Origin of the sequence: Corallococcus sp. bb12-1 (assembly GCF_026626765.1) — a bacterium.
In the GTDB taxonomy this organism is placed as follows: Bacteria; Myxococcota; Myxococcia; order Myxococcales; family Myxococcaceae; genus Corallococcus; species Corallococcus terminator.
The window spans coordinates 1-21,757 of the sequence record NZ_JAPNJZ010000037.1 but is presented as its reverse complement, the minus strand read 5'-3'; the positions used below and the strand labels follow the sequence as shown (position 1 = coordinate 21,757).

Here is a 21,757-nt window from a genome sequence, read left to right as displayed (position 1 = left end):
CACCAACCAGCCGTCGCGCAGGAGCGCGGTCAGCTGCATGGTCCGGCGATCCATGACCTTCGAGATCTCGGAGTAGGCGCTCAAACGGACGTCTTCGCCATCATGCCAGCGCTCGAGTGGAAGCTGCGCCAGCCGCGTTCGATGGCCGAGCATGCGCTCGAGCAGGTCGTGGGTGATCTCGACGCGCGCGCTCGACCACGCCCGCTGGACGCCGTAGTGGCGGCGCGCGAGGACGAACGCGACCACGACCCACAGGACGAGCACCATCGCCTGGGGCCACCCTCCCGCCCCGAGCACGAGGATGACGCCCGCCAGGATCAAGTCGACGAGCGACAACACCGCGAGCAGGGCGCCGCCGACCGCAAGCTGCTCGACGACCTCGGCCTCGGCGACGCGGCCGAAATGGCGGCCGATGCCGTCGAGCCGCACCTCGTCGGGGGTCAGCTTGAGGGTTCCCGCGAGCAGTTGCTGCTTCAGCAGCGTTCCGAGCCGGATCGAGAACACGCCCTGCCACCACACCTCGAGCATGCGCAGCGGAATCGCGCACGCGATCACGGCGATCCACCCCAGGAACCAGCCGGTCTCGAGGTGGGCCTGGAGCGCGGCGCGACCGAGCAACCAGAACGAGCCAGCCAGCACCAGCGAGAGGAGCGTGTGGCTCACGAGGATGCCGGCGGCGAGCGACGGGATGTCGCCGAGCAGCGTCCGCCGGCTCGCGGTGCGCCTGGGGCGCATGATCCAGCCGGTGCGCAGCTGCGCCTGGCCGAGCCGCTGCAGCAGCATCTGTGAGCGGGCGTGCTCGCGCGCACGGGGCGACATCTCCACGCCGCCGAGCAGCTGGTCCACCTCGGCGACGGTGGCTTCCTGCTCTTCGCGCAGGAGCGCGAGCGCGCTCTTCGTCTGGACCGAAACCGCCGTGGCGTCGCGCGCGAGCAGGCGCAGCTTCCCGCGCCGCGCACCCAGCAGCACCAGATAGGACGGGACGCCGTCTCGCCGGACCTGGAGGATGCAGGGCGCGGCGCGTTCGAGGACGTCGGGCAGCTCGTGGTAGAGCGGCGTGATCGGCTCGAGCTCCACGCCGAGTCGATCTCCGAGCGCGAACATCCAGACCCGGCTCGGCTCGACGGCCGCCGCGGGCGGAGCGATCTCGCCCGCAGCCCTGCCATAGCCTTGCCTCTGCGCCAGTTGCTCCAGCGCGTCGGGCAGTCGCTCGACCGGCCACAACAGGTCGGAGTGCGAGCGCGTCATCCCACCAGCTCCAACTCGCCTGCGGCGGGCTCCGCGACCGGCGTCTCCACCGGCTTCGGCGCCGGCCTCTCCACCAGCTGGCCGTCCGAAAGCCACCAATGGCGCCAGCGCCCACCGCCCCAGAGCAGCGTGCGATTCTCCTGGTCGGCGCGAAGGAGCACGGCGTACCGCGACTCTTTGTTCGCGAGCAGCTCCTTCGGCGGCCCGTTCTCGAGGAGCCGACCGTTCTCGATCACGAGCACGCGATCGAACTCCTGGGTGTGCTCGACGTCGTGGGTGACACAGAGGAGCGTGATGTCTGCCCAGAGCCGCCGGGACTCGGCGAGGAGCCGCGCGCGCCGGTCGCGATCGAGACCGCGAAAGGGCTCGTCGAGGATGGCCAGGCGCACGCCGGAGCGAAGCATCGCGCGCGCCAGGCGCACGCGCTGACCCTGGCCGCCCGAGACCAGCCCTCCGCCTTCGCCCAACGACGTCTGCAGCCCGTCTGGAAGCGCCTCGAGGATGTCGAGCATCTCGGCGCCCTTGAGCGCCCCCGACAGTGACCAGCCGTGCGCGCCGTCGTTGCCATACCGGAGGTTGTCGATGAGGCTCTGGTTCCAGAGACTGATCGCCGGATCCACCCAGGCCGTGGTGCGCCGCAGCCGCTCGACAGCGGCCTGATCGAGCACCTGCCCGTCGACCTTGATCTCGCCGCGCGCCGGCCGGAGCCAGCCGAGCAAAAGGCCGACCAGCGTCGACTTGCCTGCTCCCGAGACACCGACCACGGCCACGTGCTCGCCGGGGGCGATGTTCAAGGAAACCTTGTCGAGGATGGTGTGACCGCCGCCTTTCACGCGGACCTTCTCCATCACGATCGAAACGCCGCTCGCGGCGTCCGCGGGCGCGACAGGCTCCTGCACTGGCGCCTCGGGCCGGGCCGGCGGATCCTTGATGTCGCCGATGACGTCGAGGAGCCGGCGAACCCGGTTCATCGCATTCGGGAACGCGCGGCTCAGCACCATCAACCGCTGGCCGAGGATGGGGAACCGCAGCGCCCAATAGACGACCAACAACACCAGCGAAGCCCGATCGGTGCCCGCGAGGTACGAATAGACGAGCAGCATGACGAGGCCGTAGCTCACCAGCATCAGCCCGCCTTCGAACCCGACCGACAGCGTCTGGAGCCAATAGCGCGCCTTGGTCCAACTGACGAGCAAGGTCTCCTGCGCGCGGCGCAGCGACCGCTCGGCGCCGTGAATCCGGATCGGCGTGAGCCCGACGAGCGCGTTCAGGGTGAATCCGCTGAGCGCGCCTGCGTGCATCTGCACGCGCAGGTCGGGCTCGAAGAGCAGCTTCTGCGCGACCAGGGGCACGAGCAGCGTGACCGCCGCGAGCGCGAGCACGATGTGCCATGCGTGCGGTGCGGCCCAGATGAGCGCGGCAGTGATGCTCGCGACTTCGAGCGACAGGACCAAGGCCTGCGCGAGCAGGAGCGGCAGCGACCGCATCGCCTGGATGTGGTGCGTGCGAGACGCCATGTCGGAGGCGAGCCGGCTCTGGAAATAGCGGTCCTCCATCTCGGGGAGCTTCTCGAAATACGCCTTCCGCAGCCGCACCTCGAGCCGGCGGCCGATGCCGAGCAATCCCAATGAAACGGGGATTTGGATGAGCATGAAGCAGAGCGCGACGCCCGCGAGAACGGCCATGCCCGTCGCACGCTGCGCGAACGTGCCGAGGTCGCGCCCCAGGTCGAGCACGCCACGGAGCATCAGCGCTTGCAGGATCCGCCCGAAGGTGGCGAACACCAGTCCCACCGCAATCAGGCCCGGAACGACCCACGAATCTTCGCCTCGCAGGCGGAGCAGCGTTCGCGCCGGGCTCACCTGCTTGGCGACGAGCTCCGTCGCCAGGTCGCTCGCGAGCACGGCTCTCGGCGCGTCTTCGCCTGCGCGCGAAGCCTCGCGCCAACCGCGAACCCGCATCAACACCGCGCCGGTCATCGACAGCTCGCCCTCCGCCTCGGGGTTGGGGCGGACGGACCAATAGGCAGCGGGAATGGGCACTTCGCCGGAATCGTCCTTCGCAATCATGGATTGCAGCAGACCCGCCGCCGTCCGGCCTCGCCGGACGGCGCCCGCGCGGATCATCGCTTCGGACGCCCGGCACGCGGCGTCGAGCCTGGCGATCGACAGATGCCCGGGGTCCTCGAGCGCCCGGGCAACCAGCGCCCGCGCCTGCGTCGCACCCAGGTTCAGCAGGCGGCGCTCGATCGTCGCGACCGCCTCCTCGGACCCGGCCCATTCGCGCCAGCCGGTCGCCGGAACGGACGTGGTGTGCTGGTACAGGTGGCTCTGCAGCGTCGAAATCCGGGTCCAGTGACGGCCCGCCGCCGGGTCCATGACCTGGATGAACGGGCCGACGCGATTCCACAGCACCACGAAGTGCGGCCGTCCTCCCGCGCTGAGCGTGACGATGATGGCGGGGAGCGCCTTGGCTTCGGGGACCACCACGTGATCGAGCGGAAGCATCACCTCCTCGGCGTCGAGCCCGAGCTGGTTCGCGACTTCATCCAAGGTGACGATCGAGGTGCCATCGACGTCCGTCTGACACACTTCGCGAAGGACGCGATAGTTGAGCTCGGCGCCCATCCCCGCGAACAGGCTCTTGAGTGAAGCGGGGCCGCAATCCGTCGCCGAGATCTGGATCACCTCGGGAATGATCGAGCGCCGGCGCCTGGGAGGAGTCATGGTCAGCGGGCCTCGGCTTCGGGCCGAAACTCGGTCGTGGGCTGTTCTTCAGGCTGCGGATTCCATTCGCCGACCGCCCGCATCAGCAGCGCGACAGGCGACGCCCGCGCGACCTCGACCTCCACCGTCAGGGTCATGCCGTGGCGCAGTTGGATGCGCGGATCGTCCGGCGGTGCGAACTTGAGCTCGACGCGCACCGTACCGGGGATGGCCTCGGGCGTGGCGGTCTGGCCGGGCTCGGTCCCGACGGCCGTCACCCTGGCGGGGACCGTCCCGTAGATGGTCATCGGGTAGCCGTCGAGCTTGAGGCGCGCCGTTTGACCGGGCTGGATCAATCCGACGACCTCCTTCGGGAAACGGGCGCGCACCCGCACCTCGGCATCGCTCGCGACGATGGTGCCAACCCGCTGCCCGTCGGCGATGAACGCTCCCGCGCCGAGCTCCGCCACGTCGACCAGGTGGCCCGTGGCCGGCGCCCGATACAGCTTCCGCTCGATCTGGTACTCGAGGCGGTCGATGGTGCCCTGGAGCTCCCGGATCCGCCCCTCGGCGCCCAGCTCCTCGCGCTCGAGTTCCAGCAACTGCGCGGCGAGGGCTTGACGGCGCACGTTCTGCTCGCGCCGCAGTCGGGTGAGCGCCAGGCCCTGCGCCGTCTGCGCGAAGCGGAGCGCGTCGACATCCGTTGTGCGCTCGAGCTTCTCCATCTCCGAAACCGAGCCCGTCGGGCTCTTGAGGGCCAGCTGCTCGCGTTCCACCGCGAGCCGGTGCCTGGGCGCGAGCTCCTGCTCCCTCCCCAGCGCCTCCTTGACTGCGACCTCGTCCACCCGTGCCGTCAAAGCCGCCTCTTCGCGCTTGTTGGTGATCTGCTGGCGGATGATGGCGAGCTCCTTCTCGGTCGCGGCGAGCGTCGCCTTGCTCCGCTCGAGCTCGAGGCGCTCGACCCGTGCATCGAACTCGATGAGAAGGTCGCCTTCCTTGACCTCCTGGTCGAGTTTGAGCAGCGAGAGCACGACCCTGCCCGCGCTGGGCGGCTCGATGCGATGGACGGCGTTGTGTGGCTCGATCCGGGCCTGTGAGCTGGCCTTGACGAGCGGGACCTTGGCGAACAGCGACCAGACGATGAGCCCGCCAGCGCACAACACCATCAGAGCGACGAACACGAGGCGCGTGTCCGACTCGTAGTTCAGGGAACGAAGGGTCCGCTCGAAGGGATATGCCATGGTCCGCGAACCAAGGTCGCCTTAATGGTCGCGCCGTGTCAACACCTCGGCCACTGCTTCGTGATTCACGCTCCCATTGCATGAATACAGGCACCTTGATGCGACGCGGGACTTCGTCCGCATCGCCGCAATGCGTCGCACATTGTTCTTTGGTTCGATTTGACATCCAGCTTTGAGTACACGTAGCGTTCAAATCGAAAGGAGGCACCACATGAAGATCAAGATCCACGTTCGCGGCGGCCCGAAGGCGCGTTAGTCGTCTGGCGTTTTGACGCCAGCTGTCGAGGCTGGTCGTTCCTCGTTTCGCATCATCAGAAGGGGGTTGATGGGGATTTTCCATCAGCCCCTCTTCTCATTTCTGGCAACGTCTTGATCTTGCAGGTGCTCGTTCCTGCCAGGTTGCTCCAGAACCTCTCATGCGCTTGAACCGAATATGCCAGGGCTCTCCTGGGTGGCTGTTGTGCCAGTCTCGTGGCTTCCCGGAGTTGGGCGGTACCTCAACCTCAACTTTGCAGGTTGGGCAGGTTCGCCCGCCATTTTTTCCCTGCTCCGCCGTGTGCCGCGCCAGCATTGATGAGCGAATCGGCCTGCTTGAAATGACTTAGCACCATCCTCCGGCCTGCTGAGTCAGCCACCCTCGGCTGGTACCTCGGCACAGAGATTCGCCTGTCCAGGCATTGGCGGGTGAGCAAGCTGATTTCAATCTCCACCATGTTCAGCCAACTGGCGTGTTTGGGGACGAAGTGGAACTCCAGATTCTTCAGAATCCTCCGGGCCTCCTGGGGCGGGAAGGCTTCATAGAGGGCGCCAGGGCTGTGCGTGGAGAGGTTGTCGAGTACCACTCGGATGGTCTCCGCCTCCGGGTAATGCACATCCACCAAGGCGCGCATCCGCACCGCGAAGTCCTTGGCGGTCCGCTGGTCCGTGACTTCGACGTGGCGCCAGGCGCGATGCACGTCCAGCAAGACGAAGAGGTTCACTGCTCCATTGCGCTGGTACTCGTAGCCAGCCCCGGCGGATGGAAACACGCCCGAAGCCAGACGCTCGCGCACACGCTGCCCCGGGCCGGAGGCACTGTGGCGCGAGCGGACCCGGAGCCGCGAAAGGAGCCGGGTGCTTTTTCAAGCGACGGCCTGGAAGGCGCGAAGCGCGGCTACGCCGGGCGAGCCTGCTCCACCACCGGCTTGAGCACGGTGGTCGCGAACTGCGCCAGCGTGGTGGGCGTGGTGGTGTCCTGGGAGCGGGGCTCGGCCGCGTCCATGCGCCCGTCCTTGATGGCGGCGTACATCTCCGTGAACGAGTCCGCCATCCACTCCGGCAGGCCCGCGTTCTTCATCCCGCTGCGCATGTCTTCCAGCCCCACCTGCACGTACTTCACCGGCCGACCCAGGACCTGCGTCAGGACGGCAGCGGCCTCCGGATAGGTGATGTCCTTGGGGCCGTGGACGCCCAGGTTCCGGTGGCCCGTCCACGACGCGTCGAGCAGGACCTCGGCCGCCTTGCTGGCGATGTCCGCCACGGCCACCATCGGGAAGGCCTTGTCCGGCGGCGTGGAGGTGTAGATGGCCCCCGCGTGCGCGATGGCCGCGACGTCGCGCAGCAGGTTCTCCATGAAGAAGCCCGCGCGCAGGCTGGTGACGTGGGGGGCCGCGGCCTTGAAGGCCTCCTCCACCGGCTTGAGCACGGACACCGGGCCGGTGCCGGGGCCGTTCTGCGCACCCACGCTGGAGAGCACCACCACGCGCTTCACGCCGTGCGCCTTCACCAGCGCCGCGGCCTGCGTCCCCGCGTTCTGCGCCCACGTGATGAAGTCCGGACGGGCCAGCGGCGGCGACAACCAGAACAGCGCCTCCGCGCCCTGGAAGGCCGCGTCCAGCGTGGCCTTCTCGTCGATGGAGCCCTCCACCACCTTCGCCCCCAGCTTCGCCAGGTCCGCCACCTTCTCCGGGTTGCGGCTGATGATGGTCACCTTGCGACCGGCCGCGAGGAGCTTCTCGACGAGGGGACGACCGATGTTGCCATTCGGGGTGTTGACGACGATGGACATGGACTGCCTCCAGCGACAGCGAGATGGCGCAACAGTGCCCCCGCGCCTTTCATGAGGCCACCTCATGCTATGCATGGCCACATGCGCCGCATTCATGAAACCCGGAAGTGGGCTCCCGACGAGGTGGACCTCGCGGGCATCAACCTCAACCTGATGGTGGCGCTGGACGCGCTGCTGAAGGAGGCGCACGTCACCCGCGCCGCCGCGCGCGTGGGCCTCACCCAGTCCGCGATGAGCCATGCGCTGGGCCAGTTGCGGGAGCTGCTGGACGACGCGCTCCTCATCCGGGGCCGGGGCGGCATGGTGCTGACGCCGCGCGCGGAGCAGCTCGCCGCGCCGCTGCGACGGGGGCTGGTGGAGCTCCAGCGCGCGCTGCGCAACGAACCCGCCTTCGAGCCCGCCACCGCGTCACGCCGCTTCACCGTGGCCACGCGCGACTACTTCGGTTCGGTGCTGCTGCCCTCCGCGCTGGAGCTGCTCGGCCGCGAGGCGCCGGGCGTGGACCTGTCGGTGCTACACGTGGAGAGCACCACCTACCCGGCGCTCCTGGAGAGTGGCGAGGTGGACGTGGTCGTCGTCACGCCGCCGGTGGAGTCCGGGCCCGGCCTGCGCCAGAAGAAGCTCTTCACCGAGGACTTCGTCTGCGTGGTGCGCAAGGGCCACCCGCTGGTGCGCAAGACGCTGGACCTGGACACGTACCTGAAGCTGTCCCATGTCCTCATCAGCCCGCGCGGCGACGGCGTGGGCGCGGTGGACCGGGTCCTGGCCCAGCGGGGGCTGCCCCCGCGCCGCATCGCCCTGCGCGTGCCCTACTTCCTCATCGCCCCGCTGGTGGTGACACGCTCCGACTACGTCCTCACCGCGCCGCGCCGCCTCATCGCCGCGTTCAGTGAAGCGTATGCACTCCAGGTGTTCCCCCCGCCTCTGCCTGTCCCCTCCTTCGACACCATCCAGGTCTGGCACGAACGGTTCGACGGAGACCCGGCCCACCAGTGGCTGCGAGGGCTCGTCGCGCGCGCCGTGGGTGCGGCGCCTGCGGGGTCACGAAACACCCGGAGTTCACGACGCGTGCGGCGCACGCCGGGTTCCTGACACTCGGGGGCTGCGACACTGAACGCAAGTGCACAGGTGGGGGAGCATCGCATGGGGGGCATCGTGTAGGGTGCAGCCCATGAATCCAGAGAAGCTTGTCTTCGCCCAGACCGTCGACGCGCTGTTCGTTCGAGCGCTGGAGAACCGCCTGACGCCCGCGTGCGTCGAGCACCTGAAGCGGGCGGGGCTGGACCTCGACGCCAAGCTGGAGCGCACCTACACCCTGGAGCAGTGGCGGGAGTTCCTGCGCATCGCGGCCGGCCACGTCTACGGCGGCGTGCCCGCGGAAGCGGCGTACTACTCGCTGGGCGAGCGCTTCATGGATGCCTATTTCGGCACCTTCTTTGGCCGCGCCCTCCTGGGCGTGGGCAAGCTCGCCGGCCCCCGCCGGATGCTGCTGCGCGCGGACCTCGGCTTTCGCGCCGGCAACAACTTCAGTGAAATCAAAATCGTGGAGCGCAGCGCGACTTCGCTAGAGCTCTGGATGAACGACGTGCTGGCGGATCAGCCGACGTTCGCGGCGGGGCTGCTGGCGCGCGCGGTGGCGCTGTGCGGAGGCTGGCGGGTGGTGGCGCTGCCGGAGGAGTTCGACGGCACGGCGGCCACGTTCCACCTGCGCTGGAGTGAAGCGCCGTCCGAGGGGGCGCTCAGCGCCACTGAGGATGGGTCCGCAGGCGACGCTCGACCTCAGGCGTGAGTTCGGCCCCGTGCGGGGCCCGCGAGGACGAGCGCTCCCAGCGTTCGCGCCACCGGGCCCCCAACGGGGAAACCAGGGATTCGAGGCGGGTCGAGGCCACGGTGGTCTCCCCCTTGGTGCCGGTGGAAGCGCCGGCGCCCACGAAGAAGCCGGCGAGCAGCAACGTGACGCGGGTGGGCGTGGCCGCGCTGTAGGTCATCAGCAGGGCCCCCTCCCCGTCCTCGCGGCAGTGCCGGCGCACCCGGGCCAGCACGGACTCGGTCCACATGTCCGGGTTGGACGCGGGGGAGAACGGATCGAAGAAGACGAGGTCGGCCACGGGCAGCTCGCCGTCCAGGAAGGGCACGGCGTCGCCCAGCTTCAGGGTCCACTGGATGCCGGGCTCCTCCCAGGTGCCGTCGCGCATGAGGCTTTCGGCGGCGGCGCGGAAGGGCTGGAGGAAGGGGAAGCCTTCGGCGTCCGCGAGCGCGAGGCGCAGCGGGGCAAGGTCCACCTCAAGGCTGACGACGTGCAGGTCGCGGACGCGCTCCGTGCCCAATTCGCGGGCGCGGGTGAGCGCGGCGACGGCGTTGGTGGCGGCGCCCAGGCCCACGTCGAGGATGACGAGCGGCGGGCCGGGCTGGCGCAGGCGGTCTGTGAGGCGGGGTTGATCCACGTAGAGGCCCAGGGCCTCCTGCCACGGGCCCACGGCGGGGTGCATGACCTCCCCATGGCCCAGGTGGCGCACGGCGCGGTGGCCGTTGCGCAGGGTGACGAGTTCGAAGTCGCCGTCGCGCGGGTTCGATGGGTCGGACATGGGGCGCGGGTTCCTGGCCTGGAAGGGGGCGGGTGCGGAAGGATGGCTGCCTAGCATGACGATTCCAGCGCAGGAACACCGGGGCCAGCTTGAAGGGGAGGACGTGCGCCATGGAGAGGCGCCGTTCGAGGGGGGATGGGTGCGGCTGTCGCTCCGGGTGGAGCCGGAGTCCCGAGCCATCACGGCTTCGGCGTGGGAGGCCCCGGCGAGCGTGGGCGCGGGGCATCCGCTGGCGGCGTGCCTGGAGTCGCTGTGCCAGAACGCGACGGGCATCGGGGTGGACGTGTTCCTGCGCTTCGACGACTTCCACCTGCGGGCGGGGTGTCCGGACGGGATGGAGTCCACGGAGGAGGCGGGCGTGGCGGTGCGGGCGTTCCGGTCCGCCTTCAGCCAGTTCCATCCCCGGGCCTCGGGGCCGGCGTACCTGTCGAGCGGACTGGTGCTCGCGAAGCTTCCGCGCGGTGCGAAGGCGGAGCTGATGGAGCCCGGGTTCTACTTCGCGCACTACTACCGCGAGGAGCTGTGGGAGGCGGCGGCGGAGGAGGCGCGGCGGGGCGGTGTGCTGGGGCCGCGGGCGGCGTGCGCGTACATCGACGCGTTGCTGGAGAAGGCGGATGACGCGGTGGAGCTGGACTGGCCCGTGGGAGAGGGCTCCGCGACGTGGAACTGGCTGACGCGCGTCTGCCTTCCGACGGTGGCGGGGAGCGCGGAGCGGGTGCGGATGTTGTTGGAGGGCGGGTACGGGGGCGCGAGCGGGACGGAGAGCTTTCCCTTCGGCCACCTGGATGGGGGGCCCTGGCATTCCCCGGAGGGGCTGCGCGAGCCGGAGGGCGTGGGGCACGCGGAGTTCATCATCGACGACCTGGAGCACCTGCTGCCGGTGCTGCCGAAGGATGGCGTGCTGCTGGCCGCGCCGCGCTGGATGGCGGTGGGACAGACGCAGGAGTCACCCGCGCTGCGGCGGGCGGGAATCACGCGGGAGGAGGCCGGCGGGTTTGGCCTGTTCAACGCGGCCGCTCATGACATGGACGAAGAGGATGATTGAAGGCTTGAGCCGGTGGATGGGTGGGTGGGTTGCCCTGCTCTGCCTGTCCTGTGTTTCGGGACCGGGTCAGTACAAACAGACCGCGGACTCCGCGACGAACGTCTGTTTTCGCAATCCCGCCTGCTACTCCCAGACGGGCAATGACGCCATCCTGCCCTGGGTGGGGCGTGCCGCGAGGGCTGCGACCGCGGCCCATGCCACCCAGCGCGTCCTGGAAGCCGCGGACGTGGCGCGGATTGAGTACCTGCTGGTGGAGTGCGCGAAGGAGGCGCACTTCAAGATCAACGAGCGGGAGTATGGGGAGGGAAAGAGTCCAGACGATGCCGAGTGCCTGCGAGAGGTCGGGAAGGACAAAGCGGGCGATCCCATCCTCCAGCAGACGGAACTGGGCCGCATGAAACACGAGCGTGCGTTCAAGTGCGTCCAGCAGAAAATCCTCCGACTCTTTCCCGACAACATCTCCATCGAACCGCGCTATGGCCCACATGGAAAATCGGGTGGATACGCATTGACGAACCAATGGGCGGGTTCAATGAAGCCCGACATCGTCACTCACGCCGCAGGACAGCCTGGGCAGGTCCAATGCGTATACGACTTCAAATTTCCATGCATCAAATCCAAAAAAGAATATCCGTTCTCCAACTTCGAGACACGAGAACAGATCACTCTCCACAAGCAACTCAAAGGAAAGTGCAATCCCGCGATTGTCACACCTCAACTAGGAGTCGTTCGTGAATAAATACTCCTCATCGGAACACTTCGCCGATCAGCTCCCACGGGTGCAGCTCGTGATACGAATCGTCTTCTACCTGCCGCATGACCACAGGGCATTGGCCCCGTTCATGCGGGAGTTGCTCGACATCTACCTCCAGCACATTGGAAATGATGGCAACAAACTGACGACGGGCCACAGTTCCGACATCGACGAAGCTCCATTCCCACTCACAGCTCCCACTTGGGCAAGCATCCGCAAGCATCTGGGAACTTCTCGCTTTGGATTCGTGGATGACATGGACGAGGACTCCATCTGGTTCCGCATCTTGACCAAGCGGGGGTATGACACCTGGATGCTTTTGGCCGGGGATACATTTGATCCCTCTGGCTATGAATTCAGCTACCGCGCCCGGTTGCAATGGCGTGAGACGTCGTCCGAACACAGTAGACTGAGCGTCAGTGTCCCGATCCGATTCCTCGCCGACCACGGCCCCGACAAGGTACGAGAACTCGCCTTGGCGCTCGCGGAGCATCTTCCCTTCACGACGGGCCATGCAGGACTGTCGCTCTCCTTTATCCGGGGAGAGTCGAGGATCCTCCCCATCATCAAGAATGAGCTGATCCGGCATCCAGGTTGGGACGTACCGTTCGCAGGCACCACGATGCACCTGGGCAACCAGCTCGACGGCGTGCACTGGCTGAACTTCCTGGGTCCCTCCGTGCTTGAAGCCGTGGGCGGTGCCCAGACGCTTCGCTCGCGCCTGAGCAATCCTGACACCACGGTCCAGGAACTCACCGGCGGACGTGCCCTGGTCAGCCTGGGGGCCGCCCCGTTGGCGGGAGACACGAAGCTGGATGAACCGAACCCCCTGCTGGCATACCGTGAACTCGCCCGGGTCCTGGAGCCCTGGCTCCAACCCTTCCGCCCCTTCAACACCTGGTCCGACTTCACCGAAGAGGAAACCCGGCGTTGGTGGCGCCGCTTCCTCGACTGAACGGGCGCGTCACGCGCCTTGTCGCTCACCTTGAAGATGGCGGAAGTCATGGACTGGAATCCCGTCAGGGGTCCCCCTGATTGCCGCGCGCCGGGAGGCCTGACAGTCTTCACGCCCCGTCAATCCTGCTCACGCTCCGAGGAACACCGTGTCCAAGCAAGAGAAGGGCGCTCCTCCCGACTGTTTCGACTTTGAAGGCCAGCCCACCGAGCGCCTCATCGAGATGTTCGTGCGCATGACGCAGGAGAAGCGCATCCAACTGGGCCAGACTCCCGCCGAGCGCTCCGTGTTCCGCAAGCTGCACGGCGTGGCGCATGGCCACTTCGAAATCCTCCCCGGCGTGGACCGCAAGCTGCGGGTGGGCATCTTCGCCCAGGACCGGCTGGAAGCCTGGGTGCGGTTCTCCAGCGACACCTCCCCCACCCTGCCCGACCTGGGCAGCACGCTGGGCGTGGGCATCAAGCTGTTCGGCGTCCCCGGCTCGGACGGGCTGGGCGAACCAGGCACCACCGCGGACTTCATCCTGCAGAACTTCCCGCGCTTCTTCGTGCAGGACGCGAAGGCGATGTGTGAGTTCACCTATGCGGGCGTCGTCCTCAAGGACTATCCCAGCTATCTCAAACAGCATCCCGACACCCAGGCCGTGCTGGACGCGATGACGGCGCCGCAGGGCAGCGTCCTCACCGCCACCTATTGGGCCATCCTCCCGTTCAAGCTGGGCAAGGAGGTGGTCAAATACAGACTGGAGCCGGAGACCGCGCCCCAGAACGTGCCGGATGACGCCCCGGACTACCTGGCCACGGACATGGCCCACCGGCTTTCACGGGACGGCTACCGCTTCCGGTTCATGATCCAGCGCCGCACCCACCCCTCCACCATGCCCCTGGACCGGGCCATGGACGGCTGGTCGGAGAAGCAGAGCCCGTTCGTGCAGATCGCCACGCTGGTGCTGCCCCGCCAGGACATCGGTGAGCGCGGACAGGCCGACTACGGCCAGGGCCTGTCCTTCAACATCTGGCGCACCCCTCCGGAGAACGCACCCTCCGACGCGTCCTCCATCGCGGTGGTGCGCAAGGCGGTCTACGCCGCGGGCGCCGCGGCCCGGCACCGCGCCAACGGCCAGCCCCTGAAGGACGCTCCCGAACCCCGGCCCATCGCTCCCCAGCCCGGCGCCCGGCCCCCGATGCCGGATGACACCATCGTGAAGGCGGTCATCTACCCGTCCATCGGCGTCGCTCGCGTCGGCAGCAGTCCGGAGGGGTACTTCATCGGCCCCGAGGTGACGGAGCCCCCCGCCGAGGACAAGGGTTTCTACCGTGATGCGAAGGGACGGCTGAAACGGCAGGCGGCGCGCTTCCGCGTCTACGGCGTCAACGCGGAGGGGCGAATCCTCCGGGAGCTGTCGGTGCCGAAGTCCGGCGCGAAGGTGCGCTGGTCCGTGCAGTTGGCGAACACCAAGGCCGCCTGGTACGGCTTCCAGTTGGCGCTCGACATCCCTGAAGCGTCGTCGGCCCCGCCCACCACGCTGCGCAACGCGGCCGTGGCGGACCGCTCGCGGCTGGCCATCACGCCCGCCGCGCAGTCCGTGCAGGGGGTGAATGCCCGGCCCAAGCGCTTCGATGGCACCTTCATGGACCTGGACGTCCACCTGGGGGACATCCGCACCGACGAGAGCGGACGGCTGGTGGTGCTGGGCGGTCACGGCGTCTCCCGCTCGTACGACGGCACGTATGCCATCACCTTCGCGAACAACGAAGGCTGGTACGACGACGTGTCGGACGGCCCGGTGACCGCAGAGGTGGTGCTGGACGGAAAGCCGCTGGAGGTCGTCCCCGCCTGGGTCGTCGTGGCGCCCCCGAACTACGGGCCCCAGCGCAAGTCGGTCCGCACGATGTGGGACCTGATGCGCGACGTGTCCATCCGCGCGGGGACGCTGCCGCTGCCGCTCTGGCCGTCCTTCACGCACGACATCCTGCCCCTCTTCCAGCGTCTGGCCGGTCTGCAATGGGTCAACGCGGGCTTCGCCGCGGGCTTCGGCTGGAAGGGGAGCTTCGACTTCACGGATCCGAAGGTGCTGGCCCGCCTGGGGGACCCCAGTCCGGCGGAGCGCGAGTATCGGCACGTGGTGGCAAACCAGTTCAGGCACTTCGCGAGGGATTCCTGGTCGCCCACCCCGTGGCCCTGGCTGTACGGGGACGCCATGAACATCCCGCCCGCGCAGACGCCCCGGCAGTACGCGTCGCTGACGGACACCCAGCTCTTCATGCTCCAGCTGTGGTCCATCGGCCATTTCGTGGCCGACCATGAGCCGGACCGCAAGCCGCCGGCCAGGATCGCCGACGTGCCGTTGGAGGACCAGGGAGACATGCTCACCCGCGCGGCGCTGGAGTTCTGCCTCGCGGACGCGTTCCATCCCGGCTGCGAGATGACCTGGCCCATGCGCCAGGCATCCATGTACATGCAGCCCTTCCGGCTCGCCCACCAGCGGCCCGGCTGGAAGGAGCCGGGCCTGGGCGAGGTGCTCACGTCCGACAATGTCACCATCCCCAACGGCCCACTGTATGGCCAGCCGCCCGGAGGCATCACGCGGTGGATGGCGGTGCCCTGGCAGACGGACACAGCCAGTTGCCGCTCCGGCTACGACAAGACCTACGATCCCTATGTCCCGTCCTTCTGGCCGGCGCGGGTCCCCAATGAGGTCCTGACGGAGCAGAACTACAAGATCGTCATGGACGCGAACAAGCCGCTGGCTGAACGCCGCGCCGCCTTCGCCAACCGTGCCGCCTGGATCAACCCGCTGGGCGCGACGAGCTACACCGACCAGATCAACAACATGGTCCGACACTTCGACCACCTGGGCGTCGTCGAGGCGAGGAAGGGCCCGACGGACACCGACGCCTTCCCGGCGGTCATCGAAGTGGAGGACCAGCACAAGCCCATCCCGGACGTCATCCCCACCGACGACCGGAAGAAGTCGCTCGGGACAGCGACAGGGAGCGCGGTGGGGGTGCATCACGGTGAGGCGGCTTCCGCGGAGAACGTGGACGTGAGCGGCATCGAGAAGGTGCGCCGCTTCCCGGGCGGCCTGCGGCGCTGAGCCCCGGATGCTGCCCGCTGACGTCGTCATCGTGGGCGCCGGTCCCGCCGGTGCCACCGCCGCGCTGAACCTCGCGCCCTTCCGCCGGGTGTTGCTGGTGGACCGGAGGCCCGAACCCACCGACCGCATCGGTGAGTCCCTGGCCCCGGCCGCCCGGCGCCTCTTGAGCGACATGGGCCTTTGGACGGACTTCCTCGCGGACGGTCACAGCCCCTGTCACGTCTCCCGCAGCCGTTGGGGAACACAGACACCCTCGGAGCAAGACGCGCTCGCCAACCTGGATGGACCGGGCTGGCACCTGGACCGTCGCCGGTTCGAGGAGCGATTGCGGCGCACGGCCGTCGCACGGGGCGCGGCCCTGCTCGCGCCCGCCTCTCCCGTGGGACTGGAGCGCGCGGGGGACGGCTGGTGTCTGCGATTGGAGCACGGCGGCCGGGTGCTGGACGTGGCCACCCGGTGGATCATCGATGCCGGCGGTCGGACGTCGGGACTGCTCAAGCCCTTCGGCGCAGACAGGCGGGCCCGGGACCGGTTGATCTGTGGGTGGCTTCACGGCGCGAGGACGGAGGGAAGCACCGGGGGCGCAATGACCTACACGGAGTCCGCGCCCGACGGCTGGTGGTACACCGCGCGCCTGCCGGGCGGCCGCCGGGTGCTGGCCTGGCACACGGATGCGGACCTTCCCGCGGCCGAGGCCCTGCGCACCGCGTCCGCCCTGCTGGGCCACGCGGCGCGGTCCCCCACCCTGGGCGAACAGCTTGCGGACACCCGCTTCGATGCCACGGTCGCGCCCGGAGTCATCACCGCCCACGGTTCGGTGCTGGCGTCCCCGGTGGGCGAGGGCTGGCTCGCGGTCGGGGATGCGGCGCTGAGCTTCGACCCCCTCTCCTCCCAGGGCCTGTTCAATGCCCTGTTCACCGGCCTCGCCGCCGCGGAGGCCACGGACCGAGCACTCTGCGGCGACCCGACCGCGACGCGCGACTACGCCGGGACCCTGGCCAACATCGACTCAGCGTACCGGCGCAATCTTGCGGCCTGGTATGCGCTGGAGCGCCGCTGGCCCGAGCAGGAATTCTGGCGTCGCCGCGTGCCCCACGAACCGTGAGGAAGCCAAGGGCAGGTTGTCGACAAATCCAGGGTTGATTCGACGCGCTCCGGGGACGGGCCGCCTTCGAGAGAGGGGCCCCGGAAGGCCACGAGACCGTGTAGGTCCACCTGGGGCAACCCATGGATCAGCCGTGAAGGATTTTTCTCACGCGTTGCCCGTGCACCCACCCCACTGGTAAGGCGCTCCCAGGTTGTTCACGGCGGGCGGACGCGGTCCTGGTCGTGCCGGCCCTCGCGGATCGGAGTTTGTTCGATGCGGTCACAGCACGCTGTCTGGAGCAGGGTCCTGGTGTTCGTGGCGGGCTTGAGTCTTCTGGCCTGTGGCACGAAGGAGCACCCCACGGGCGAGGGGGCTTCCCCGGGCGCAACGAACGCCGGTCTCGCCTCCCCCCCGGGTTGGGCCGCCACCGCCTCCATGGGCGCTGGGCGCTTCCGACACGCCGCCGTGCTGCTGCCCACCGGGGAGCTCCTGGTCGTCAACGGGGATGACGGCGCCACCTTCTTGAACGCGGCGGAGCTCTTCAATCCGGCCACCGGCGCCTGGCGCGCCACGGGCGCCCCCGGCATCAGTGGCAACGTCACCCAGGGACTGCTGCTTCCCAACGGGCAGGCGTTCGTCGTGATTGGCGGGGAGCTTGAGGGACGCCGCTACGACCCTGCGTCGGGAACCTGGTCCGCGACGGGCAACCTGGCCCAGCCCCGCACGCTCCCCACCCTCACCCTGCTGAACTCGGGACGGGTGCTGATCGCGGGCGGTACGGGCCCTGGCAACGCCCCGCTCAGCTCGGCTGAGCTGTACGACCCCACGACCAACACGTTCCTCTCCACCGGAGCGATGTCCGAGCCCCGCAACGCGCAGGCCGCGACGCTTCTGAAGGACGGTCGGGTGCTCGCGGTCAGCGGCTTCACCTCCAGCGGTGAGGTGGCTGGCGCGGACCTCTACGACCCGGCGGCCGGCACGTGGGCGCCCGCCGCGGCGCCCCTGGTTCCCCGGCACTACGCCACCAGCACGTTGCTGCCGGATGGCCGCGTGCTGCTGACGGGTGGCTTCGGCACCGCCGGCGCGCTCGCCCAATCCGAACTCTATGATCCGGCGGCCAACACCTGGACGGCCACCGCGAACCTCGCGTTCCCTCGCGCGAACCACGAGGCCACGCTGCTGCCCGATGGCAGGGTCCTCGTCACGGGCGGCTCCGTCGGATTCGACGTGGCGCGCACCGTCCCGGAGATCTACGACCCCGCGACCGGACTGTGGACCTCCGCACCCGCGATGATCATCGGGCGCGAGAACCACACCGCGACGCTGCTGCCCTCCGGCAAGGTGCTGATCGCGGGCGGACAGGACGCGTCGGTAGGCATCGGCATCGCGGAGACGGAGCTGTACGACCCCGCCGTCAATCGGTGGTCCCCGGCCGGCACCATGGGCACGCCCCGGTCTGATTCAATGGCCGTGCTCCTGCCCACGGGCAGGGTGCTCGTCGCGGGAGGCCTCGCCACCGCGGGCTCTTCGGCCGCGGCGGAGCTGTATGACCGGACGACCAACGCGTGGAGCCCCGCGCCGGCCCTCTCCACGCCGCGCGAACGCGCCACCGCGACCCTGCTGGCCTCCGGTCAGGTGCTGGTCGTGGGCGGCCGCGATGCCGCCGTCTCGGGAGCCACCACCGAGCGCTACGATCCCACCGCCAACACCTGGACCCCGGCGGCTTCGCTCTCCACGCCGCGCCATCTGCACACCGCCACGCTCCTTCCCGACGGACGGGTGCTCGTGGTCGGCGGTCAGCGCGACGCGACGGTGCTCGGCACCGCGGAGGTGTACGCGCCCGCCACCGACACCTGGACCGTGACGCCCCCCTTCGCCGCCGCCCGCGCGGGCCATGCCGCCGCGTTGCTCCCCAATGGAAGGGTGCTCGTCGTGGGTGGCCATGGCACCGGTGGCGCCGCGCTCGCCACGGCGGAGCTGTACGACCCCGCGTCCAACACCTGGGCCCCCGCCGCGTCACTCGCGCAGGCCCGGGAGGAGCTGACGCTGACGCTGCTGCCCTCCGGTCAGGTCCTCGCGACGGCGGGCATCGCGGCCGCCGCGGAGCTCACGTCCGCGGAACGCTACGACCCCGGCACGAACACGTGGTCCCCGGCGGGGACGCTCGCGCAGGCCCGCTGGCACCACACCGCCTCGCTGATGCCCTCCGGCAAGGTGCTGGTCTCGGGCGGCACCACCCTCGCGGGCGCGCTCGCCGACTCGGCGGAGCTCTATGATCCGACGCTCGGCACCTGGAGCACCGCCAACGCGCCGGCCGTGAGGGGCGGACTCGTGTCCATCACCCTCGCCTCCGGTGAGGTGCTCGTGGCGGGCGGTACGGGCAACCCCAACGCCGAGCTGTTCGAAGGCACCGGCGCCCAGCCGGCATGGAAGCCGGTGGTGACCCGTCCGGACTCCCTGGTGGCCACCTGCGCGACCGAACTCGAGGGGCTCCTGTTCCGGGGCATCTCCGGCGCGAGCGGCGGCAACATCGGCGACTCCCCCACTGACTTCCCGCTCGTGCGACTGACGGCCGCGGAGGGTGGACGTCTCTGGACGCTCCCCAGCAGCAACACGTCCTCCACCCGCGCGACGGTGAGCGTCCCCGCCAGCGTTCCGCCGGGCACCTACGCGCTCTCCGTCCTCGCCAACGCCATCCCCGGTGGACGCATGGTGCAGGTAATCGCCAACCAGGCGCCCACGGCGCTGGATCAGGGCGTCACCACGGCGAAGGACACGCCCGTGCTCGTCACCCTCACCGCGAACTCCCCGGTCGCGACCTGGACCGTGACCGCGCCGCCCCAGCACGGCACGCTGAGCGGCACCCCGCCCAACCTCACCTTCACGCCGACGCCGGGCTACGTGGGTTCGGACAGCTTCGGCTTCCGGGCCAGCAACTGCGCCCAGGACAGCAACGTCGCCATCGTCACCATCAACGTCACGGACACGGCCGGCCCGACCCTCGCCTGCCCCAGCGATGTCGTGACCGAAGCGACCGGAGCGGACGGCGCCATCGTGATGTATCCGCCCGCCGTCCCCAGCCAGGTGGGCACCCCGGTGGACTACTCGCTCGCGTCGGGCAACCGCTTCCCCCTGGGCACCACGGTCGTCACCGCGACCATTCCCAGCACCCAGACCGCGTGCTCCTTCCGCGTCACGGTGGAGGACACGACCGCGCCCGTCGTCACCTGCCCCTCGAATGTGACGGTGACCTCGGACAGCGCGTCCGGAGCGGCGGTGTCGTTCGAGCCCACGGCCACGGACGCGGTGTCGTCCCCGCCGACCATCACGTCGTCGCCCGCGTCGGGCAGCGCCTTCCGGGCGGGTGACACGCAGGTCACCGTCACCGCCACGGACGCGGCCGGCAATTCCTCTCAATGCACGTTCCAGGTCCGGGTCCAGGCGACCGTGGTGGAGATCGCCGGTGGTGGCTGCCAGAGCACCGGCGACGGCGCGCTGCCCGCGCTGGCGCTCCTCGCGGGGCTCGCGTCCTGGAGCGGTCTGCGTCGCCGCCGCACCGTCAGCGGGGTGCACTGAATCATGCGCACCGGACCTGAACGTCTCGCACGCACCCTCCTTTCTCGAATGGACCTCTCCTTGCGTACACAGGCTCAGAGATGGGCGCTGGCCGCGCTGCTGGCCACCGCCGTCGCCCCCGCCGCCTTCGGCCAGACCACCAGTCCCCTCGTCCCCCTGGACCTGGAGCGCCTGCGCTTCACGCCTGGGGCCACGGACTCGATGCTGGTGGACACCGGCAACGTGCTCCCCGAGGGCGGCTACCGCCTGCTCCTCATGGCCCACCACGAGCGCGGCATCCTGCTCTTGAAGGGCAGCGACGGGCTGGAGCGTTCCATCATCCACTACCGGACCTCCGGCTGGCTCGCGGGCGCGTGGTCGCCCATCGAGAACCTGGAGCTGTCCGCGAAGCTGCCGGTGATCATCCACCAGGCAGGACATGGCGCGGAGTCGCTGGTCGGCGTGTCGGAGCCCAAGTCCTTCGGTCTGGGGACGCCGGAGCTGGGTGCCCGGTACGCGCTCTTGCGTCGCGAGGACGGAGACCCGGTGTTCCTCGGCCTGGGCCTGGACATCGGCATTCCGGGTGGCACCGCGGACGCGTTCGGCCGGCAGCAGGGCTGGGCGGGGTTCCAGATTGCCCCCCGCGTGGCCGTGAGCCGCGAAGTGGGTCCCGTGGTCCTGGGAGCCAACGCGGGCGTGCGGATCCGCTCGCGTGAGGTGGAACCCGGTCGCGATGTCGGCACCGAGTTGGAGCAGGGCGTGGTGGTGGCGACGCGTGGCACGGGCCTGCGGGCCGAGGTCGCGCTCCAGGCCGCCGAGTCCCTGGTGGAGTCAGACTTCGCGCTGGAGCTGCTGGGCGGCGTGCGCCTGCCGCTGGGGGGTTCCGGTTTCGAGGCGTTCGCCATCGGTGGCCACGGCTTCACGGACATCCCTGGCACGCCGTCGCTCCGGTTCGCGGCGGGCATCGCGTACGCGCACAAGCCCCCGCGCGAGGACAAGTGCCAGAGCGGCCGGAGCCACACGCCGGCCGAGTGCCCGGATCAGGATGACGACGGCGATTCGGTGCGCAACGGCCAGGACAAGTGCCCGTTGGAAGCCGGCCCGGCGGAGAACGGCGGCTGCCCGGACACGGATTCGGACGGCGACGGCGTGGTGGACCGTGAGGACAAGTGCCCGAAGGAGGCCGGCACCTCGGCCAACAACGGCTGCCCTGCGTCCGACTCGGACAAGGATGGCGTCCCGGATGACGAGGACAAGTGCCCGAACGAGCCCGGCACCGCGGCCAACAACGGCTGCCCTGCGTCTGACTCGGACAAGGACGGCGTCCCGGATGACGAGGACAAGTGCCCGAACGAGCCCGGCACCGCGGCCAACAACGGCTGCCCCGTGACGGACACGGACAAGGACAAGGATGGCGTCCCGGACGGTGAGGATGCGT

The 21,757-nt window shown here is 69.3% G+C and carries 14 protein-coding genes and 1 pseudogene; 10 read left to right on the top strand and 5 right to left on the bottom strand.

The window, feature by feature from the left end; all coding sequences use genetic code 11:
- Positions 1–102 precede the first annotated feature (102 nt).
- Positions 103–789 (top strand): hypothetical protein, encoded by a 687-nt coding sequence (locus OV208_RS40615; protein ID WP_267579355.1) that lies wholly within the window; start codon positions 103–105, stop codon positions 787–789.
- Between the two features lie 455 nt (positions 790–1,244).
- Here OV208_RS40615 and OV208_RS40610 read toward each other — a convergent pair whose 3' ends face one another.
- The 4 genes and pseudogenes from OV208_RS40610 to OV208_RS40595 form a co-directional block, all read right to left on the bottom strand.
- Positions 1,245–3,974 carry an ATP-binding cassette domain-containing protein gene (locus tag OV208_RS40610; protein WP_267579354.1) on the bottom strand — a complete coding sequence of 910 codons (2,730 nt, stop codon included), beginning with the start codon at positions 3,972–3,974 and terminating at the stop codon, positions 1,245–1,247.
- Positions 3,975–3,976: 2 nt separating this feature from the next.
- On the bottom strand, positions 3,977–5,194 hold the full coding sequence (locus tag OV208_RS40605) for an HlyD family secretion protein (RefSeq protein WP_267579353.1): 1,218 nt from the start codon (positions 5,192–5,194) through the stop codon (positions 3,977–3,979).
- 659 nt (positions 5,195–5,853) lie between these two features.
- Positions 5,854–6,198, bottom strand: a pseudogene (locus tag OV208_RS40600) (transposase); the annotation flags it as partial.
- A gap of 149 nt (positions 6,199–6,347) precedes the next feature.
- Positions 6,348–7,241: an NmrA family NAD(P)-binding protein gene (locus OV208_RS40595; RefSeq protein WP_267579352.1), complete on the bottom strand. Its 894-nt coding sequence runs from the start codon at positions 7,239–7,241 to the stop codon at positions 6,348–6,350.
- Positions 7,242–7,322: 81 nt separating this feature from the next.
- Between OV208_RS40595 and OV208_RS40590 the strand changes: the two genes are divergently transcribed.
- Positions 7,323–8,333: a LysR family transcriptional regulator gene (locus OV208_RS40590; protein WP_267579351.1), complete on the top strand. Its 1,011-nt coding sequence runs from the start codon at positions 7,323–7,325 to the stop codon at positions 8,331–8,333.
- A 79-nt stretch (positions 8,334–8,412) separates the two neighbouring features.
- Complete coding sequence (locus OV208_RS40585; protein WP_120532884.1) at positions 8,413–9,030, top strand: DUF2378 family protein; 618 nt, start codon at positions 8,413–8,415, stop codon at positions 9,028–9,030.
- Here the strand turns inward: OV208_RS40585 and OV208_RS40580 are convergent.
- Entirely contained in the window at positions 8,981–9,826 is an 846-nt protein-coding gene (locus OV208_RS40580) for a tRNA (5-methylaminomethyl-2-thiouridine)(34)-methyltransferase MnmD (protein WP_267579350.1), read from the bottom strand. The two genes, OV208_RS40585 and OV208_RS40580, sit on opposite strands and share 50 nt — an antisense overlap.
- Positions 9,827–9,881: 55 nt before the next feature.
- Between OV208_RS40580 and OV208_RS40575 the strand changes: the two genes are divergently transcribed.
- The 7 genes from OV208_RS40575 to OV208_RS40545 all read left to right on the top strand — a co-directional run.
- Positions 9,882–10,871 carry a hypothetical protein gene (locus OV208_RS40575; RefSeq protein ID WP_267579349.1) on the top strand — a complete coding sequence of 330 codons (990 nt, stop codon included), beginning with the start codon at positions 9,882–9,884 and terminating at the stop codon, positions 10,869–10,871.
- On the top strand, positions 10,864–11,610 hold the full coding sequence (locus OV208_RS40570; protein WP_267579348.1) for a hypothetical protein: 747 nt from the start codon (positions 10,864–10,866) through the stop codon (positions 11,608–11,610). The genes OV208_RS40575 and OV208_RS40570 overlap by 8 nt, the downstream gene beginning before the upstream one ends.
- Positions 11,603–12,580 (top strand): type VI immunity family protein, encoded by a 978-nt coding sequence (locus tag OV208_RS40565; RefSeq protein WP_267579347.1) that lies wholly within the window; start codon positions 11,603–11,605, stop codon positions 12,578–12,580. The genes OV208_RS40570 and OV208_RS40565 overlap by 8 nt, the downstream gene beginning before the upstream one ends.
- 148 nt (positions 12,581–12,728) lie before the next feature.
- A complete protein-coding gene (locus tag OV208_RS40560) occupies positions 12,729–15,677 on the top strand; it encodes a LodA/GoxA family CTQ-dependent oxidase (protein ID WP_267579346.1) in 2,949 nt (982 codons plus the stop codon).
- Positions 15,678–15,684: 7 nt separating this feature from the next.
- Complete coding sequence (locus tag OV208_RS40555; RefSeq protein ID WP_267579345.1) at positions 15,685–16,782, top strand: NAD(P)/FAD-dependent oxidoreductase; 1,098 nt, start codon at positions 15,685–15,687, stop codon at positions 16,780–16,782.
- A gap of 255 nt (positions 16,783–17,037) precedes the next feature.
- A complete protein-coding gene (locus tag OV208_RS40550) occupies positions 17,038–20,340 on the top strand; it encodes a kelch repeat-containing protein (RefSeq protein ID WP_267579344.1) in 3,303 nt (1,100 codons plus the stop codon).
- Between the two features lie 60 nt (positions 20,341–20,400).
- Positions 20,401–21,757: thrombospondin type 3 repeat-containing protein (locus OV208_RS40545; RefSeq protein ID WP_267579343.1), on the top strand; the 1,357-nt coding region annotated here is incomplete at its 3' end.

Bases quoted from the DNA above. Each gene is read 5' to 3' on its own strand.
- OV208_RS40585 (WP_120532884.1), top strand. From the start codon at position 8,413: ATGAATCCAGAGAAGCTTGTCTTCGCCCAGACCGTCGACGCGCTGTTC.
- OV208_RS40595 (WP_267579352.1), bottom strand. From the start codon at position 7,241: ATGTCCATCGTCGTCAACACCCCGAATGGCAACATCGGTCGTCCCCTC.
- OV208_RS40570 (WP_267579348.1), top strand. From the start codon at position 10,864: ATGATTGAAGGCTTGAGCCGGTGGATGGGTGGGTGGGTTGCCCTGCTC.
- OV208_RS40615 (WP_267579355.1), top strand. From the start codon at position 103: ATGCCAGCGCTCGAGTGGAAGCTGCGCCAGCCGCGTTCGATGGCCGAG.
- OV208_RS40605 (WP_267579353.1), bottom strand. From the start codon at position 5,194: ATGGCATATCCCTTCGAGCGGACCCTTCGTTCCCTGAACTACGAGTCG.
- OV208_RS40575 (WP_267579349.1), top strand. From the start codon at position 9,882: ATGACGATTCCAGCGCAGGAACACCGGGGCCAGCTTGAAGGGGAGGAC.
- OV208_RS40610 (WP_267579354.1), bottom strand. From the start codon at position 3,974: ATGACTCCTCCCAGGCGCCGGCGCTCGATCATTCCCGAGGTGATCCAG.
- OV208_RS40590 (WP_267579351.1), top strand. From the start codon at position 7,323: ATGCGCCGCATTCATGAAACCCGGAAGTGGGCTCCCGACGAGGTGGAC.
- OV208_RS40550 (WP_267579344.1), top strand. From the start codon at position 17,038: ATGCGGTCACAGCACGCTGTCTGGAGCAGGGTCCTGGTGTTCGTGGCG.
- OV208_RS40580 (WP_267579350.1), bottom strand. From the start codon at position 9,826: ATGTCCGACCCATCGAACCCGCGCGACGGCGACTTCGAACTCGTCACC.
- OV208_RS40555 (WP_267579345.1), top strand. From the start codon at position 15,685: ATGCTGCCCGCTGACGTCGTCATCGTGGGCGCCGGTCCCGCCGGTGCC.